Origin of the sequence: Fictibacillus phosphorivorans, from assembly GCF_007673525.1 — a bacterium.
In the GTDB taxonomy this organism is placed as follows: Bacteria; Bacillota; Bacilli; order Bacillales; family Fictibacillaceae; genus Fictibacillus; species Fictibacillus phosphorivorans_C.
On the sequence record NZ_VDZU01000001.1, the window covers coordinates 2,886,981 to 2,903,488 of the forward strand.

The following is a 16,508-nucleotide window of genomic DNA, read 5'->3' on the forward strand; positions in this document are numbered from 1 at the left end:
AGTAGATGGAAAGTTTCGGTAATCAGAGTTTAAGCTACAGACCCGGTTTAATTTCCAAATCCACCGTTACGCCATGCTAATCCGACCATCTCCATCAGCAAAAGAGGAACCGCAAGAATGATTGATACAGTTATGGCCAAACCCCGAAAACCGAGGTTCTTGGGAGATCGAAATGCAAAATACATAGCAGTGAGCACTCCTCCCCACACGATCAACCGCCAGTATCCAAAAGCAATGGCATAGGTTTGTATCAGTAAAAAGAACGCGACTGTAGAACCACTTACAAGTAATGAAATCGAACTAAATTTTCCTTTCAAACCAATCCACTCCTAGTAGTCCATCGAATTTGCTGATTTCAACAGATCCTCCATCTTAAAATCAGAACCCATTAACATCATCCCATAATATACATCATCTTTACTCCAACGAATGGATTTAACGTCAGATGATTCAGCTTCAATAATAACCTCAGTTCCATCTTTCAATTTTGTTGTCTTCTTCTCACCTTCATCATTAAAATTTGCGTTTTTATGTTGAAACGTGGTTACATGAAGGACGGAACCTTTTTCATTGCCATAAATAAATTCGGTATGTAAGATATCCCCTTTTGGATCTCCCGCCGGTTCTGCAGCATATGTTAATTGGACGTCTTTTGGCTGAAAAGGAAGTTTTTCTGGAGCTGCCATCTTTTGTTGCACATCTTTTGACAACCGCTCCATCTCTTTCTTCACATTCGGATAATTCATCTTAAGCTTCTCGACAGCTCCTTGATCGCTGCAAGCTGCCAAGATAATTAAAAGTAACAAGCTCAGTATTTTCTTCATACGATCACCTCTTACTTTTCTATATTCTCTTTTTGGAATATAATTCCTGTTTCGGAGTAAGCTGTCCTTTCGAAATATACAAAAAAGCTTAGAGATTATCTCACCCTAAGCCACTTCCTAATTTATCTTAATAATGTTCTATAGAACAAATTCCATCGATATTCTCGTGTTTTTATAACCTAGCCTCTTATACAATTGATAAGCAGCTTCATTCTTTCCAAAGACACTTAATCCAATAGACTCTATTCCTGATTGCTTTAACATACTTTGAAGTATTTCTAACGTTTTCTTCCCGTATCCTTTTCTTCTATGAAGGTCGTCTATGAAAATATGGTACAAATAGGCTTGATTAATCTCCGGCATCAATCCATACCAGAGAATTCCTACTTTTTCATAGGTTTTGGAATCTTGAATGTTGTACAAATACTGACCTTCAGTTAACAAGCCATCTTTCCAAAGATCAGACATCATCATTTCTGATTCTTCTAATGCTGACTGTAACGTTAGGTTGAAGTTCTTAGTGATTTCACAAGCGTAATCTGAAATCATAAATGCCAGATAATCCTGAAATTCTTGTTCGGTTAATGGTTTTAAATGTATCATGTTATCTCTCCATTCTAGTAATGATCAATTAGAAGGAAGTAAACAAAGATTCATTCATAGAAAATTGATTAAATAAAATAAAGAGTTACCTCATGAATAAACACCTTTGTTTACTCGTGAGACCATGTTACACAATTTGTTTGAGACATTCTTATATGCTCCTTTAACTTTCATCATTTTATAAAGTTTATTTTAACATAAAGTTCCAATAAATGATTTAATCCATTATCGAACCGCACGTTACATTGATAATCGCACCTGTTATAGCACTCGCTCGATCAGAAGCAATAAACACCGCTATATCAGCGACTTCTTTTAACTTTGGAAGGCGTCCTAGCACTGTTCCTCCCTCCATATATTCTCTCACCTCAGGAAAGTCTGGTTTCCAAGTATCTGGTATAGCATCTAATCTTAAAGATACGACACGAATGCCTTTTGAACCGAGCTCACCGGCTAAGCTACGTGTGTATCCTTCAATTGCTGCACATGCTGTGGCGAAACCTCCCGTGAAATGATAAGTACGGTCTCTGCCTGATAATGATGAAGATGATGCAGAAAGAGTTAAGATCACTCCCGAATTCTGCTTTATCATATGCTTAGCTGCTGCAGTACTTGTGAGAAAATGAGTTTGGACACCGGTCAAAATGGGAGTCATAAAATCTTCTTGTGCCATTTTGGTGAGTGCCGTTCCTTGAAGATCTCCTCGAATTCCTATTGCGTTAAAGGAAATATCTATCTTTCCAGCATGCTTTACGATTCGATTTAGATGCCCTTCTATTTCATTTTGATTAAGAGCATCTACTTTCGTTACTTTCGCCGTGCCTCCAGCATTTGTTATCTCATTTGCTACAATTTGCAGAGAATCAAGCGATCTTCCGGCTAAAAATACAAAGGCCCCCTCTTCAGCAAAAGCACGTGCAACAGCACCACCTATCGCACCACCCGCTCCATAAACGACTGCGATTTTGTCTTTCAACAACATCTTCAGTCCTCCTTTTTTCATTCTTTCAATCAGTATTGCACTTAAACCAAAGCTTTCATTCTTTTTATCCCTATTTCTTTCGTTCCATAAAAAAGTACATTCTCCTGATTGAAGAATGTACGGTCTGTTTTATATTCGTTTAGAGACTTAACTTTTCTTTCACTTCTTTAATTTGAAGAATATGTCTTTGTTCATGATAGGCCACAAACGGAATCCATTGTTTTAAACTAATATCACCGAAAATAGGATGTGGAAAGCCTTTTGCTTCTAAGTCCTTTTCATCAGCAGTATTCTCGATATCTAGTAAAAGTTGATGAGTTGCAGCCAATTTCATTTTAAGCTCTTCAATAGTTGCAAATTCTGAAGTTGGCACTGCAAATTCTGGAGCATCGACTTTAATATCTCTGTTAATTGTTGCTTCAATCGGCTTCTTGTCTGCGTTTACCACTTTACCATTTTGAAGTTGATGTTTAATGTTTTTAGCAATACCGCCTTCCATTAAATATAAATGTTCTACAATTTGTTTAATAGACCACTCATTCTCTGAAGGTTTTCGATTTAGATTCTCGTCATTTAATCCTTCAACTTCTGTAAACAGATCTTGGCGTATCTTATCATTAATCAGCATTTCTTCATCACCTTTAATGTATATGACTTGTCCTCGTAGTGTAGCATAATCAGCTTTCAAAATTCTCGTTTGAGAACTTTGTCCCATCGTTTATTTCATTGATTCCTAATCATTTCTATAATTGTTTCCGATATAACAATTGGTTCTTTTTGAAATAAATTTTATTATTATAGGAGTCATTTCAATGTCTATCAAAATTCAAACGTATCTGTCCGTGAGCATCTCATTGATCATACTAACCACATCATTATTTCTTAGTATCTTTATCAGTGATAAATCCAGCGAATTATTAGAAAAAGAAATAGGTAATTCCCTAGCTTCTTCAGCTTTTCAACTATCCCACAACCTTGATTCTTTCATGTGGTCCAGATACCAGGAACTTCAAGTTTTAAGTGAACAGGAAGTTCTGAAAGACCCGAGAAGAATAAATGAAGCACAATTTCTGATCGATCAGCTTCAAAATAAAATCCCTTCCTTCTCTTGGGTTGGAATAACGAATCAAAATGGAGTCATTCAAGCTTCAACGAAGAAACTTCTTATCAACCAAGATATATCTGCTCGTCCCGTTTTTCAAAAAGCAACTGAACAGCCTTTTATCGGTGATGTACATGATGCCCTTTTGTTATCCAAACTGATTCCAACTAAGGATGGTTCACCTTTACAATTAGTTGATATCAGTACACCATTAACAGATAAAAACGGCGTTTTCCAAGGTGTGTTAGCCGCCCATCTCAGCTGGGAGTGGTCTAAAGAAGTGGAAGCCGCGATTCTAAAGCCCATAAAAGAGCAAAAAAAAGATGTGGAAGTATACATAATCAGTAAAGAAAACACAGTACTCCTAGGTCATAAAAATGATTTAGGAAAAAAAATCAAGATAAGTGATCTCGATAATAAAGGAAAGAATAACGAGTGGAATTTTGTGCGTTGGCCAGATGGAAAAGAGTATGTAACAGGCTATGCATTTGGCGACGGATATCTGAATTATCCCGGACTAGGCTGGACGGTTGTCATTCGTCAATCAGAACAAGCGGCTTATGCATCCGTCCAATATCTTCAAAAATTTATTTTAGTCTGCGGTATTGTGATTTCTCTACTTATGGCTGTTATTGGATGGTTTATCACAAAGAGAGTTTCTCGTCCTCTTTTTGATTTGGCTATCTCTGCTGACAAGTTGAAAGATGGTGAGATTGTAGAGATTCCTTTGTTACGCGGAATCAAAGATATAGAAGTTCTAAGTTCTTCTTTTAGAAGCTTAATCTCATCATTAAAGCAAACAGAAAAACAGTTAGACAAGATGGAGAACATGGCACATACGGACTTTCTGACAAGTATGCCGAATCGGTTAGCTCTTTTAGAGTACATGAATTCAGTTCGCTTTGATTCTTCTAATGGCAGCTATGGGGTGCTCTATATAGATTTGGATGGTTTTAAATCAATCAATGATACACACGGACATCATGCGGGAGATCTGCTATTAATAGAGGTAGGTAAGCGGATCATTGATTCATTAATAAAGAAGGAACATTTCGCAGCACGTTTAGGTAGTTGTACTACCTATTCAGGAGAATTATTTAAATGAAATAACCGAGATCTCACACTTCCTCATAGACACTCTTAACCGACCATTTCTTATTCAGGAACATTCTATAAAAATTGGGTGCAGCATGGGATCAGCTGAATGGGTAGCTCAGGACGTTTCACCACAAACAATACTTGAATATGCAGATGAGGCACTATACGTTTCAAAGAACACGGGTAAAAATAAGTTGAGTTTCTACCCATTTCGAAAAACATCATAAAATTGCTTCAAATAAAGAAAGCATCCGAATGAAGACATCCGGATGCTTTTTGTACTTATTTACTTTAATTGGCTAATGAAAGGTCCATAATTTCTTGGAGTACGTTGCACAGATAACCATTTTAGAGTAGTGAATTCTTCTAACACCCACTCACCATTAAATCGACCAAGTCCTGAGTCTTTTTCTCCACCAAATGGCATGTGAGGTTCATCGTTAACAGATTGGTCATTGATGTGAATCATACCTGTATGAATGTCATGAGCTATGTCTGTTGCATGTTCAATGTTTTTAGAGTGAACGGCTCCGCTCAGTCCGTACGGATAAGCATTTGCCATCTGAACAACGTCTTCATCCTTTTCAAACGGAATAAGAATAGCTACTGGTCCAAAAATTTCATTCTTCGCTAAAGGCATTTCATTATTAACATCTGTTATCACTGTAGGTTCTAAAACATTTCCGTCGGCATCTCCACCAATACGAATCTTCGCACCCTGTGAAACACTCGCTTCAATATCTTTTAAGATTCGATCAACTTGGTCTCTATTGATTAATGGACCAACGTTCGTATCTTTTTTGGACGGGTCACCAAATTTTAGATTTTTTGCACGTTGAACAAAGGTTTCTGCAAATTCTTCATAAATATCTTGATGAACAAAGATACGATTGATTGCCATACATATTTGCCCTTGGTGATAGAACTTTCCAAACAAGGCTGAATCTACGGCTTGATCAATGTCTGCTTCTTTTAACGCGATAAATACGTTATTACCGCCTAATTCAAGAGCAGATTTCTTTAAGTTCTTACCAGCAAGTTCACCGATGTGTCTGCCGACTTCCGTAGAACCTGTAAACGAGATCAGACGCGGGGTTGGATGTGTGACGATCTCATCTCCAATTTCTGAGCCACGTCCTACGATAACATTAATCAGACCTTTTGGAAGTCCAGCCGCTTCAAAAATACTCGCAAAGATTAATCCACCAGTTACCGGTGTGTCAGTAGCTGGTTTAATAACAACAGCATTTCCAGTCGCGATGGCAGGTGCGATGGATCGAATAGCCAGATGGAACGGGAAATTCCAAGGACTAATAATTCCAATTACACCTAACGGATTACGGTACACTCTATTTTCCTTGCCAGCTGTTTGAGAAGGAAGAATTTTTCCTTCCATTCGATAAGGGTATGTTGTAGATTCTTTTAAGATATTGATAGAAGCTCGAAATTCTGAGTTAGCTTTCATATATGTGCTTCCTGATTCTTTGATAATCCAATCAATAATAAGCTCTTCATTCTCTTGCATTACGTCAGCTACTTTTTCTAAAACAGCTCGCTTGTTTTGTGGGAGTTCATTTGCCCATTCAGCTTGAGCAATTCTTGCCGCTTCATAAGCTTCGTCCAAGTCTTCTTTCGTCGCAGCTTGAATCGTAACAAGCTCTTCATCTGTGAATGGATTTGTGTTTTTCATGAAGCTATCACTGCTTCCCTTTCTCCATTCGCCGTTAATAAATATATTTGAAAAATCGGTGTTCATTTTATTCATCTTCAATTCCACTCCTTTTACTTACAAAAGATTAGTTAAGACCTTACTCCTATTTTCAAACGATGTAAATCAATCTGCTTATTACTTTACCCAACTACTCATAGATACTACACATGATTTGTGATTCTTAAGTGTTTTACGGTACGTGTTTTTTATATTTACACGTTCACCGATAAATGGAGTGTAATCACCTACGAATTAATTGTGAGCACCGGTAAACACTTCACTTTCACCGATAAAGTGGAACTTTTCACCTGAGATCAAGACACCTCCACCTGAACATATACTGATCAATGGCGCTGTTGTATTCAGCGACTACATTCTGAACCTAATTCTTAAAGAAAAAGAAAAACCGACACTAGATTGGGTATTATTCGTACCCAAAGTGTCGGTTTCATAAAAATATTTTAAGCTGTAACTGATTTAGTTGATGTTTTGTTTTCTTTTTCAATCTTATTTACTGCTTCAGCACTTGTATCGACGCGTTTGACGAAAAAGGCTAGCACTAAAGCAACGATATTAATTCCGAATGCAACTAAGAATGAGTATTGAATTCCTGACAGAAGAGCCTGCTGTGTTAAAGCAGCGGTTGAGGCTTCGGTAATCGTCGCTGGATCTACTCCGCTCATTAAGCTTTCTGCTTCTGTTTTTGTAACAGTGTTCATAATCGTAACTAGTATCGCTGTACCGATCGAACCGGATACTTGCTGTGCTGTATTATTAACGGCTGTACCGTGCGGATTTAGGCTCGTTGGAAGCTGATTAAGACCATTCGTCATAATCGGCATCATGACCATCGACAATCCAAACATACGCATAGAATAGATCATGATGATATAAGAATAAGACGAATCAGCTTGCAGATGAGCGAGCATATAAGTCGAGACTGCTGTGATAGAAAGTCCGACTACCGCTAAAGCACGCGGTCCAAATTTATCAAAAAGTTTACCAGTAATAGGTGACATGATTCCCATAATGATTGCTCCCGGCAGCATCATCAGTCCAGAATCAAGTGGTGAAATTCCTCGAACGCTTTGCACGTAAGCTGGTGTAAGAATCATGCCAGAGAACATGGCAACCGCATTAACGATCGCAATAACGGATGCAAGTGCAAACATTGGATACTTATACACTCGAATGTTCAACAATGGTTCATCTAACTTTAATTGTCGCATGATGAAGATAACCAATGCAATTCCACCGATAATCAATGTTGATAGAACAACGGTATCTGTCCATCCGTCTGAACTTGCTGTACTACAGCCGTATAGGATTCCTCCAAAACCGATGCTAGACAACACAAGAGAAAGGTAATCCAACGATACATTTTTGTTCTGCTTCATCACGTTCTCAAGCTTCCATACAGCAAATAGTAAGCTTAGGATAGCTAGAGGCAGAATCATTTCAAAAAGAAGACGCCAGTCATAGTATTCTACGATATACCCTGACAATGTTGGTCCGATCGCAGGAGCTGTAATCATGACCAACCCGAAAATCCCCATCGCAATGCCTCGTTTTTCACGTGGAAAACTAACGAGCATGACGTTCATTAAGATTGGTCCCATTACAGATGAACCGACAGCTTGCACCATACGTCCTGTTAATAACACACCAAAGTTAGGTGCAAAGGCTGATAGCGCTGTACCGATTGTAAAGATGACCATTGCTGTAATAAATAACATTCGATTAGAAAATCGAGTGATTAAAAACGCTGAAGCTGGTATTAAAACACCGCTCACAAGCATGAAGCCGGTGACCAGCCATTGAACGGTCGAATAGTCTTTTACATTTAAATCCACCATGATGGTAGGCAATGCTACGTTCAGCAATGAGTTGTTTAAAAAAGCTACGAACGCTCCAACGAACAAGATCGCAAGCATCAAATAGGGCGGTTTTTTATGTTGTAAAGTGGAATCTGTATTCCCCATGTCATTTCTCCTCTTTATAAAATAATTACTTAACTTTATTAAGTTTATACCCTGAGTATAAAAATATCAATACTTTTGTACCTTAAGTCTAAAAACGTTGTGTTTCCAACTGAAGAAATTTATACTAGTCGTAAGGGTTGGACTTAGGAGGAACGCATGAATAACAGAAAAAGAAAAGTCGCTGACACCGCATTAAAGCTTTTTATAGAAAAAGGCATCCAGCAGACATCTATACAGGAAATCATAGATAAAGCAAATATTTCAAAAGGTACGTTCTATAACTATTTCTCATCAAAGAGTGACTGTATCGCAGACATATTAGAATTTCTACGGTATGATGCCAGTCAGCAGCGAATTGCCGTTCAGATCGGTAGGGACACAGGTGATCGGGACGTTTTCATCGAACAAATTGTGATCATTATGCGTTTGAATCAGGAAAGAAACCTTCAGCCACTTTTTGAAGCGATTCTTTCATCCAATGAAGCCGACTTAAAAAAACTCGTTATGCAGCATCGGTTATATGAGATGGAATGGCTTTCTAATCGTTTTATCGAGATCTTAGGGGATGAAGTGCGGGAGCATGTGTTTGAAGCCACTATCCTATTCTTTGGAATGATGCATCATATGTTATTTACGATGCGAATAACGAATACAACTTACTCATTAGAGCATGTCGTTGATACACTTCTCTCTTATATTGAGTTGATCGTACCGAAGATGATGATGAACGAATCTGTTCTCATTCCTCTTTCAGCTATTGATTTACTTCGTACAAATGCAAATAAAAAACAAGTTAAAATAGAGGACATTCTTTCACTTGCTGATCAGCTGCAGCAGGATTATACGTTTAACGAAGAACAGCAAGACCTTTTTGATGCGATCATGAGTGAACTTCAACGTGAGCGTATTCGTAAAATAGTTCTTCAACCATTATTGAAGCCATTTCAAAAAAGTTTTGAAGAATCACCAATTTCTTCTCAAGCGCAAACTTTTACTAACTTGGTATGGTACTTTTTAAGAAACATGAATTGAAGAAAAGGCTGTCCGATGTCTAGAATCGGGTCAGCCTTTTTATGTTTGCACAAATGACGTACTCTTCTTATAATATTGGTGAATGGAGGTCGGTAAAAATGGCAAATCATTTTGCCGGAATCATAAGCAGCTCATGCAAAGCCTACAATTAGGGGCGATTCTTTGTATGGGCAGACATCGGTAACGTCAGTCGCCCGAGCGTATGACTTCGTTTCTAATGATGGCTTTGCACCTTGTTTTCTTTTTTCACAAAAAATAAGGAGCTGAACAAAATGAGTAAACCATTCATTAGAAATCATCAGTACAACCTCATAAAAAAACAGGTTTTACAACTACAGCGTGCATGTAATAACGGTGCTGATCCAAAAGTAATTGAAGCTGTTCAACACAGCGCTCAATCAAAAATTCTTGAATCCTTTTCTGAGCTGGATGAATCACAAAAAGATTTAATAGCGGGGTTAGAACCTTTACGCAAATCAGAAGAGTTTCAGAAATACTTGCAATCCTTAGAACCATTTCTTGAGGAATTTTCAACCACTACTAATAAGCAGATCATTAAATTGTTTCCGAAAGTGAAGAAGCTGAAAGTACCTGATTTAAATACGATTGATTTTCAAAAGATCAGTTATCTTGGCTGGGTTGATATTGGTACGAATAAAATGTTTATCGTGTATCACTTAGACGGTAAGCTAGTTGGTGTGCAAGGTAGATATACACCTTCAAACAAAGGTATCTGTTTTTTGTGTAACGGAATTACAGATGTTGCATTATTCTCAGCGATAACAAAATCTAAACCAGCAAACGCTTCTTCCGACTATTATAAAGCGATCGGAAATTACATTTGTACGGACAGTCATGAGTGCAATAAAAGAATTTCAAATGTTGACTCTTTAGAAAAGTTTCTTCAAGACGTTCTATACTAAAGAAAAGCCAAGCTTCTGCGTCTAGCAGCTAGCTTGGCTTTTTTGTTACCTTTTTAAAGTTTTAAAGTTTTAAAGCTGGAAAATGCGGTATCACTTCTTCACCTAGTTCTTGTATAACTTCTTTAGCTATCGAAGAGTGCAAAGAACAAGTGGTTTACTCCAGATTCTTTATACACTTGCAACAGCTCGATCAATGGATTGCGGCCGATTCTAAATCCTAAACGAATCGGTTGTGGAGCTTCGTTAGGATCTTCTGCTAGATCAAGGTGCATGGGCTGAGTGAATGGTTTGAACGTATTAGGTTGATAGCGCTCAACTAACTCTCTCCACCTTTTTATTGTTACTTCTTGATACTTAGGGCTGCGAGGATAGTACATCCACCCATCTCCATGCTCTGCAAACCACTCCATTTCCTGTTGTGCATAGCCTGTAATAAATGTCGGAATTCGTTTTGTTGGCTTAGGTACAAGATTAGCTCCCTGCAAGGCTCCCCGGGATGAATGGATTTCTGGGTATTCGTTATAAAGGACCTGGTTAAGATATTGAAAAGCCTCCACAAACGCTTGCCCTCGTGTTTCGTGCGAGACACCTAAAGCAGAGAAATCTGCACGTCTATCACCTGATGATACGCCAAGCAACACACGTTCTGGGAACAATTGATCCAGAGTTGCGATTTCTTTAGCAACACGCAACGGATGCCTTAATGGTAGTACAGCAGCTGCTGTTCCTAGTGCAATTTCCTTCGTCTGACTTGCTAAATATGTCATATAGATCATCATATCGTAAATCTGACCTACCGCTGGATCTCCAAAATTCGGATCTTCCAACAGAACATCACGAAACCATAAACTTGTGAAACCTAATTTTTCAGCTAACTGCGACAATTCAACTTGCTGTTCCATCGTCGGAGTAGCAAATCTATAATTTTCAAGAGGGATGTGTAGTCCAAGTGTTAATTCACCCTCACTATACATTCGATTGTAAGAACGATGATATTTGAATGGATTCATTGTTGGTCGTGCCCTCCTATGAGAAAAGATTCCTTTATGATTTAAAATCATACGCTCTTTACCAAAAAATAAAAGTACGCACTTTGAAGTACGATAGGCACTTTCAAGTAACAATTACGTAATATCAAAAAAAGCCGACAGCAAAAAGGTCTGTAAAACCTTTTCCTGTCAGCTTACCTAAACATCCTAGTTATTTTGTTTCCATTCTTCAGCTAATAGACCATATATCACATGATCAACATAATGATCATAAAGCCATTCTGCTTGGCGAATCTTGCCTTCTTCCTGAAATCCTAGCTTCTCAGGAATCGCACGGCTTTTTTTATTTTCTTCAGCTACTCGTATTTCAATTCGATTAAGATCGAGTTCATTAAAGCCATATGCAATATATGCTTTACACGCTCTCATCATAATTCCTTTTCCTTGAAACTGTTGACCGAGCCAATATCCCATAACACCGATCTTATGTAACCTATTTATTTCGTTAAACCCGATAATTCCAGCAATGTTTCCTTTATAGATAATTGCTGTTGTCTTTGGATAACCCCCTGTTTCAATTACCCCTTTTAAGGTCGCTTTTATGAAAGCAAGGGAATCTTCTTCTTCATTCGTATAGTCTAACCAGCCTAGCCATTCCTTTAGATACTCTTTAGATTGAATCGTTAGTTGGAAGAACTCTGTAGCATCTTTTTCATTAAACATACGAAGAGATAGCTCCTCGTCAATTTTATAAACAAACATGACCTTTGACCCCTTTTTTTCCTAATTTTAGCACATAGGTACGGAAAATAGAGGTTATTATTGATTTTTAAAAAATTCAATTCATTTCGAATTATAAATTCTAAATATGTTGAATTTTATTTTTTATTGAATTAGAATAAAAAATAGAATTCATTACTTTTTGGAGGTAGAAATGAAAAATATCCATTCTCCTCATTCTCATGAAACTGTATCCCTATCGATTGAGAGTTCAATGGTATGGGAACTAACTCTAGGAATTGCAGGTTATACATACGAAAAATTGCGTCACACGTTTGAACAGGATGAGCAGTGGACACAGCAAGAGTCTCTAATGTCAGCGTCTTTAAGAAAGAATTTAGAAACCATACAACAAACAAACTTGTGGTATGGCATGATTATGCTGCAGAACAAAATTTCAGCTTCTACGATTACAGAATTTTCATTAAAAGTTTCTGAGTTACCATCTGACATTTTTTATGAAACGCTTTTACCTTACAAAAATCGTTCATGTGAGTCGCACAGAAATGAGGCCGCAAAAAGTTATGAACAATCTAATGCCTTTGATCAATACGCATCTCTATTTAAAGAACACGACTTTTTGGAGGGATATGTACGAACACTTGAGCATATGAACCGTGATGAACTGCACTCCTTACTAACTGAAACACTTTCGGAATGGTATAACTGGCAAAGTAAAAATACGGATTGGGAAAAATGGATGCAAGCTCTCTCATTTGAAAAGAAACAGCATGGTCTTCTTGATCACCAAAAACCATCAGAAGAAATTGAACGTATTACAAGAGGAGCAAAATATGTTCCAGAACCTTCTGTTTGGAACATAAAACTAATTCCACATGTCTCTTATAGACCATGGATACTTGAACAAAAAACATCAGATACAAAGCTCATCTTTTATCCATTGAGTGATGAAGCGTTATTAGAGCCAGGTTCTCCTACAAATGAGCTTGTACGGGGTCATAAGGCACTAGGTGACGATCTTCGATTAAAATTATTGTATCAACTAATGAGAGGACCACTCTCTCTTCAAGAATTAACCACACAGTTTAACGTATCAAAAACCACCCTGCACCACCAGCTATCACTTTTAAAAGCTGCTAAATTTGTTAAGGTTGAAAAGGGTATATATTCCGCTAATACACACTATATTCGTTCGTTCTCCAACCAACTTCAACACTATTTGGGAGAAGACACAAATGAAGAATAACTATTTATCTAGACCATTTAAAGCCCTCTGGATAGGCGAGATCATTTCCGAATTTGGAGGCGCTGCCGGTGGAATCATAAATGGCCTTCTTCTGTATGAGATAACAGGGTCTAAAGAGTGGATGGGAGCACTTTGGCTTCTTTATTTTATTCCATCCTTAATTCTGCAAGGTATCAGCGCTCCATTCCTAAACCACGTTATTAAAGAAAAAATGCTTTTAAATATTCAACGATTCCGTTCTGTTGCTTATATTCTGCCTTTGATCGGATACATAAGCGGTTCAGAAATAGGTACGATCGCTGGATTAGTGATTCTGCAATGTGTATTGGGTCTATTGCAACCGATATACGCTAGTCTTTCTTTTGCTTTATTACCAGATCTTTGTGAAGAAAAAGAATTAGTTTCTGCCAACAGCTTACTCGATGGAACCATACGCCTCATGAGTTTTATCGCACCAGGTGTTACATCGTTACTTCTTTTAGTCAGTCCTCTGTATACCATTTACGGGTTATCTAGCCTTATGTTTTTACTGAGCTCCATATCGCTTTCTCAAATTCCTCATGTAAGCAAAAAAAGAGTAGCGACATGGTCAAAAAAGTTCTGGTGGGAAGAAACAAAAATTGGGTATCGTACTTTCCTTCAATTTCCACAGCTACTTAGACTAACTCTGTTATCATCATCTGTACAATTTGCAGTAGGAGCCACTTTGGTAATAAACGTGCCTTTTATTAGAGAAGATTTGACCGGGGAAGCTTGGGAATATGCGATTTTTGCGGGAATGTTTCCGATTTGGATATGCGCTTGGCATGCTGCTTCTTACAAAGCTACCTAAGAACAACAAAACCATGTATGTTGGCCTTGTTGGAGGTGGGTTGTCTTTTATCGCATTGTACTTCGCTCCTTCTGTTTATATCGCTTGGGGATGCGAATTCTTAGGAGGACTCTTATTTCCGATGTTCAATGCCCAAAGCTCTGCTCTTTTTCAACGAAATGCTCCTCGAGATCGATTATCACAATTAAGCGCAGTGAGGTTACTTTTTCTTCGGATCACCATGCCACTCGGAATCTTATTCGCTTCTAACAGTTACTTAGGCATAAGTACTCGTATGACATACTTTTTTATCGGTGTGATAATTGCAGTGCCAGGAATGTATTACTTAATCTGTACCTTGATTCAAAATAAAGATCATGATTTGAAAGATCGAGTTAAAATCTCAAGTTAAATGAAAAAATGGCGACCAAAACTAGAGAGTCCTAATTTGGTAGCCATTTCTTTTATTTTAAACTAAATATTTACTAAGGAATTAATACAATTTTCCCTAACTTTCCTGCTTTCTTGAAATATGTTTGAGCTTCTCTTGCTTCATGAAGAGGAAACGTTCGATCTATAACGGGTTTAATTTTACCTTGAGAAATTGCATCTAACATTCGAGCAAATTCTGCCTTTGTTCCTAAAACAGAACCGTATAGTGTTATGTGTTTTAAATATAAAGTTCTAAAATCAAGCTCTGTTTTTTGTCCGCCGGCAGATCCTGAAGTACAGAACTTGCCTCCGTTTTTTAATACTTGGAGAGAAGTAGAAAACAACGCGTCTCCAACCACATCTAAAACAGAGTCAATCGGACCCCCGTTGATTTGTTGGATTTCATGCGCAAGGTCCTTCGATTTATATGAGACAACATGTGTTGCCCCGAGTTCTTTTAGTTTTTCCTCTAACGTAAGGTCGCCTACCACTGCAATTACTTTAGCTCCAAAAACATTTGCAGCAATCTGTACATTCAGTGAGCCTACACCACCGTTGGCACCCGTTACTAGGACGGTTTCATTCGGTTGAACCTGAATCTGTTCGACCATGTGCCACGCAGTTAAACCACTTACGGAGAAAACGGCACTTTCTGTGAAACTCTGTAAAGGCATATCAAAGCAAAGATGTGCTGGCCATACTACATATTCAGCATACCCTCCGTCATACTCAGACCCTATAAATGACATATCATCAGAGATATGTTCGTATCCTTCTTCTCCACTTGATGTAAAAGGAAACAAAACAACGTCCTTTCCTATCATAGAAGATGCAACTTGTTTCCCTGTTTTCACAACTGTACCTGTAATATCTGAGCCTGGTATTCTCGGAAATTGAACCCCTTCTGGTCGCCAACCTGATTTAGAACCTGTACCGTATGCTCCTTCTCTCATCCAAATTTCCGTATTATTGATACCACATGCCTTCACCTGAATTAAAACTTCATTTTCTCCTGGCTCCGGTATGTTGATATCAACAACTTCTAATTTATTTATATCACCATAACCTGTCACTTGAACGGCTTTCATAGAATCAATCCCTTATAAATCCATATTTTGTCTTTGAGCTACATACTGCATTCATTATAATTAGTTAATGTCTTATCGCTACATCTCTTATAGTAGCCCAAAAATAAAGTGATAAAACCGTCACCTCAACTTCTTAATTTAAATAACTTTAGCTTTTACAATACTTCCCTTAGCTTTTATCCTGTAAAACTAGTAAACTAATAGAAATACATACCCGAGAGTTGTGATAATTTGAAAATGAGTATGAACGAGTTATTTAAACAAAAAAGAAGTGTTCATGTTCTTTATTCTTACAATGAAATGAAAAATTATATAGAACAAATTGTTAGTTATATACAAGAAGGTACCTCTTTAGGAGAGTACGTTGTAGTTATTGAAAACGAACGAATTTATCGAATGGTTCATAAAGAGCTCACCACTCGCTTAACTCCAGAACACATGAAGCTTGTTCATCATGTAAATAACTTCGATTTTTACTATTCAAGCGGCAGTTATCATCCGCCTGCAATTATTGATTACTTCTTCAAAACAGTTCAGCCTTATGTAGATAATAACCACTCTTTTCGCTCATGGGCACATGTGGAATGGGGCACGATGGAAGATCCGTTCCATCTGATTGAGAATCTTGAGAAAATCGTAGATGGTGCCGTAAATGAACTCGCATTCCCGCTCATTTGTGCATATGAAGGTGAAAGGATGCCAGAACATCTTCAGACAAGCTTATTGAAAACACATCCTTATATTCTTATCGACGAGGAATTCAATATATCAGATCAATATATTTTGAATGATAACATTAAATAAAACACTGCATATGCAGTGTTTTCAACTTATAATTTGCCATCACTCTTTTCCAGCACATACTCTTTATTTGAATTCTTCACAACATAATCAAAGTGCTAATGTGTGGAATGCATGAACATTTCATATTGAATTCTTCGTTC

Annotated in this window: 17 protein-coding genes and 1 pseudogene; 8 read left to right on the forward strand and 10 right to left on the reverse strand. The window is 37.6% G+C overall.

Going from position 1 to position 16,508, the window contains the following annotated elements:
• Positions 1-47: 47 nt before the first annotated feature.
• From FS458_RS14485 to FS458_RS14505, 5 genes are all read right to left on the reverse strand, one after another.
• Positions 48-317: a hypothetical protein gene (locus tag FS458_RS14485; protein ID WP_144701687.1), complete on the reverse strand. Its 270-nt coding sequence runs from the start codon at positions 315-317 to the stop codon at positions 48-50.
• A gap of 12 nt (positions 318-329) precedes the next feature.
• On the reverse strand, positions 330-824 hold the full coding sequence (locus tag FS458_RS14490) for a hypothetical protein (RefSeq protein ID WP_144701690.1): 495 nt from the start codon (positions 822-824) through the stop codon (positions 330-332).
• 138 nt (positions 825-962) lie between these two features.
• Positions 963-1,427: a GNAT family N-acetyltransferase gene (locus tag FS458_RS14495; protein WP_144701693.1), complete on the reverse strand. Its 465-nt coding sequence runs from the start codon at positions 1,425-1,427 to the stop codon at positions 963-965.
• A 217-nt stretch (positions 1,428-1,644) separates the two neighbouring features.
• Positions 1,645-2,409 (reverse strand): SDR family NAD(P)-dependent oxidoreductase, encoded by a 765-nt coding sequence (locus FS458_RS14500; RefSeq protein ID WP_144701696.1) that lies wholly within the window; start codon positions 2,407-2,409, stop codon positions 1,645-1,647.
• A 139-nt stretch (positions 2,410-2,548) separates the two neighbouring features.
• On the reverse strand, positions 2,549-3,037 hold the full coding sequence (locus tag FS458_RS14505; protein WP_186320567.1) for a DinB family protein: 489 nt from the start codon (positions 3,035-3,037) through the stop codon (positions 2,549-2,551).
• A 184-nt stretch (positions 3,038-3,221) separates the two neighbouring features.
• Between FS458_RS14505 and FS458_RS14510 the strand changes: the two genes are divergently transcribed.
• Together FS458_RS14510 and FS458_RS21285 are read left to right on the forward strand one after the other, a co-directional pair.
• The gene (locus FS458_RS14510; protein WP_144701702.1) at positions 3,222-4,616 is read left to right on the forward strand and encodes a sensor domain-containing diguanylate cyclase; all 1,395 of its coding nucleotides are present in this window, start codon (positions 3,222-3,224) and stop codon (positions 4,614-4,616) included.
• Between the two features lie 25 nt (positions 4,617-4,641).
• Positions 4,642-4,836, forward strand: coding sequence for a diguanylate cyclase domain-containing protein (locus FS458_RS21285; protein WP_391503409.1), 195 nt, complete (start codon positions 4,642-4,644; stop codon positions 4,834-4,836).
• Between the two features lie 59 nt (positions 4,837-4,895).
• On the opposite strand, the gene FS458_RS14520 is transcribed toward FS458_RS21285, so the two are convergent.
• The gene (locus FS458_RS14520) at positions 4,896-6,365 is read right to left on the reverse strand and encodes an aldehyde dehydrogenase family protein (protein ID WP_144703652.1); all 1,470 of its coding nucleotides are present in this window, start codon (positions 6,363-6,365) and stop codon (positions 4,896-4,898) included.
• 416 nt (positions 6,366-6,781) lie between these two features.
• Positions 6,782-8,302 carry a DHA2 family efflux MFS transporter permease subunit gene (locus FS458_RS14525; protein WP_144701705.1) on the reverse strand — a complete coding sequence of 507 codons (1,521 nt, stop codon included), beginning with the start codon at positions 8,300-8,302 and terminating at the stop codon, positions 6,782-6,784.
• Between the two features lie 156 nt (positions 8,303-8,458).
• Between FS458_RS14525 and FS458_RS14530 the strand changes: the two genes are divergently transcribed.
• Positions 8,459-9,334 carry a TetR/AcrR family transcriptional regulator gene (locus FS458_RS14530; RefSeq protein WP_137790130.1) on the forward strand — a complete coding sequence of 292 codons (876 nt, stop codon included), beginning with the start codon at positions 8,459-8,461 and terminating at the stop codon, positions 9,332-9,334.
• 272 nt (positions 9,335-9,606) lie between these two features.
• A complete protein-coding gene (locus FS458_RS14535; RefSeq protein WP_144701708.1) occupies positions 9,607-10,257 on the forward strand; it encodes a FusB/FusC family EF-G-binding protein in 651 nt (216 codons plus the stop codon).
• Between the two features lie 61 nt (positions 10,258-10,318).
• On the opposite strand, the pseudogene FS458_RS14540 reads toward FS458_RS14535, so the two are convergent.
• Positions 10,319-11,267, reverse strand: a pseudogene (locus FS458_RS14540) (LLM class oxidoreductase).
• Between the two features lie 186 nt (positions 11,268-11,453).
• Positions 11,454-12,008 carry a GNAT family N-acetyltransferase gene (locus FS458_RS14545; protein ID WP_137790133.1) on the reverse strand — a complete coding sequence of 185 codons (555 nt, stop codon included), beginning with the start codon at positions 12,006-12,008 and terminating at the stop codon, positions 11,454-11,456.
• Between the two features lie 172 nt (positions 12,009-12,180).
• Here FS458_RS14545 and FS458_RS14550 point away from each other — a divergent pair, with 172 nt between their 5' ends.
• From FS458_RS14550 to FS458_RS21090, 3 genes are read left to right on the forward strand one after another with little or no spacing between them, the layout of a single operon-like run.
• On the forward strand, positions 12,181-13,233 hold the full coding sequence (locus tag FS458_RS14550) for an ArsR/SmtB family transcription factor (RefSeq protein ID WP_144701711.1): 1,053 nt from the start codon (positions 12,181-12,183) through the stop codon (positions 13,231-13,233).
• Entirely contained in the window at positions 13,223-14,065 is an 843-nt protein-coding gene (locus FS458_RS14555) for an MFS transporter (RefSeq protein WP_260858657.1), read from the forward strand. Before FS458_RS14550 ends, FS458_RS14555 begins: the two co-directional genes overlap by 11 nt.
• Positions 14,040-14,456, forward strand: coding sequence for a hypothetical protein (locus tag FS458_RS21090; RefSeq protein WP_260858659.1), 417 nt, complete (start codon positions 14,040-14,042; stop codon positions 14,454-14,456). Before FS458_RS14555 ends, FS458_RS21090 begins: the two co-directional genes overlap by 26 nt.
• Positions 14,457-14,529: 73 nt before the next feature.
• On the opposite strand, the gene FS458_RS14560 is transcribed toward FS458_RS21090, so the two are convergent.
• Positions 14,530-15,564 (reverse strand): zinc-binding dehydrogenase, encoded by a 1,035-nt coding sequence (locus FS458_RS14560; protein WP_144701714.1) that lies wholly within the window; start codon positions 15,562-15,564, stop codon positions 14,530-14,532.
• 237 nt (positions 15,565-15,801) lie between these two features.
• Here FS458_RS14560 and FS458_RS14565 point away from each other — a divergent pair, with 237 nt between their 5' ends.
• On the forward strand, positions 15,802-16,368 hold the full coding sequence (locus FS458_RS14565; RefSeq protein WP_313957539.1) for an MEDS domain-containing protein: 567 nt from the start codon (positions 15,802-15,804) through the stop codon (positions 16,366-16,368).
• The last annotated feature ends 140 nt before the right edge of the window (positions 16,369-16,508 follow it).

Coding starts and splice junctions, on each gene's coding strand:
- FS458_RS14490 (WP_144701690.1), bottom strand. CDS start 824: ATGAAGAAAATACTGAGCTTGTTACTTTTAATTATCTTGGCAGCTTGC.
- FS458_RS14495 (WP_144701693.1), bottom strand. CDS start 1,427: ATGATACATTTAAAACCATTAACCGAACAAGAATTTCAGGATTATCTG.
- FS458_RS14500 (WP_144701696.1), bottom strand. CDS start 2,409: ATGTTGTTGAAAGACAAAATCGCAGTCGTTTATGGAGCGGGTGGTGCG.
- FS458_RS14505 (WP_186320567.1), bottom strand. CDS start 3,037: ATGCTGATTAATGATAAGATACGCCAAGATCTGTTTACAGAAGTTGAA.
- FS458_RS14510 (WP_144701702.1), top strand. CDS start 3,222: ATGTCTATCAAAATTCAAACGTATCTGTCCGTGAGCATCTCATTGATC.
- FS458_RS14520 (WP_144703652.1), bottom strand. CDS start 6,365: ATGAACACCGATTTTTCAAATATATTTATTAACGGCGAATGGAGAAAG.
- FS458_RS14525 (WP_144701705.1), bottom strand. CDS start 8,302: ATGGGGAATACAGATTCCACTTTACAACATAAAAAACCGCCCTATTTG.
- FS458_RS14530 (WP_137790130.1), top strand. CDS start 8,459: ATGAATAACAGAAAAAGAAAAGTCGCTGACACCGCATTAAAGCTTTTT.
- FS458_RS14535 (WP_144701708.1), top strand. CDS start 9,607: ATGAGTAAACCATTCATTAGAAATCATCAGTACAACCTCATAAAAAAA.
- FS458_RS14545 (WP_137790133.1), bottom strand. CDS start 12,008: ATGTTTGTTTATAAAATTGACGAGGAGCTATCTCTTCGTATGTTTAAT.
- FS458_RS14550 (WP_144701711.1), top strand. CDS start 12,181: ATGAAAAATATCCATTCTCCTCATTCTCATGAAACTGTATCCCTATCG.
- FS458_RS14555 (WP_260858657.1), top strand. CDS start 13,223: ATGAAGAATAACTATTTATCTAGACCATTTAAAGCCCTCTGGATAGGC.
- FS458_RS21090 (WP_260858659.1), top strand. CDS start 14,040: ATGCTGCTTCTTACAAAGCTACCTAAGAACAACAAAACCATGTATGTT.
- FS458_RS14560 (WP_144701714.1), bottom strand. CDS start 15,564: ATGAAAGCCGTTCAAGTGACAGGTTATGGTGATATAAATAAATTAGAA.
- FS458_RS14565 (WP_313957539.1), top strand. CDS start 15,802: ATGAGTATGAACGAGTTATTTAAACAAAAAAGAAGTGTTCATGTTCTT.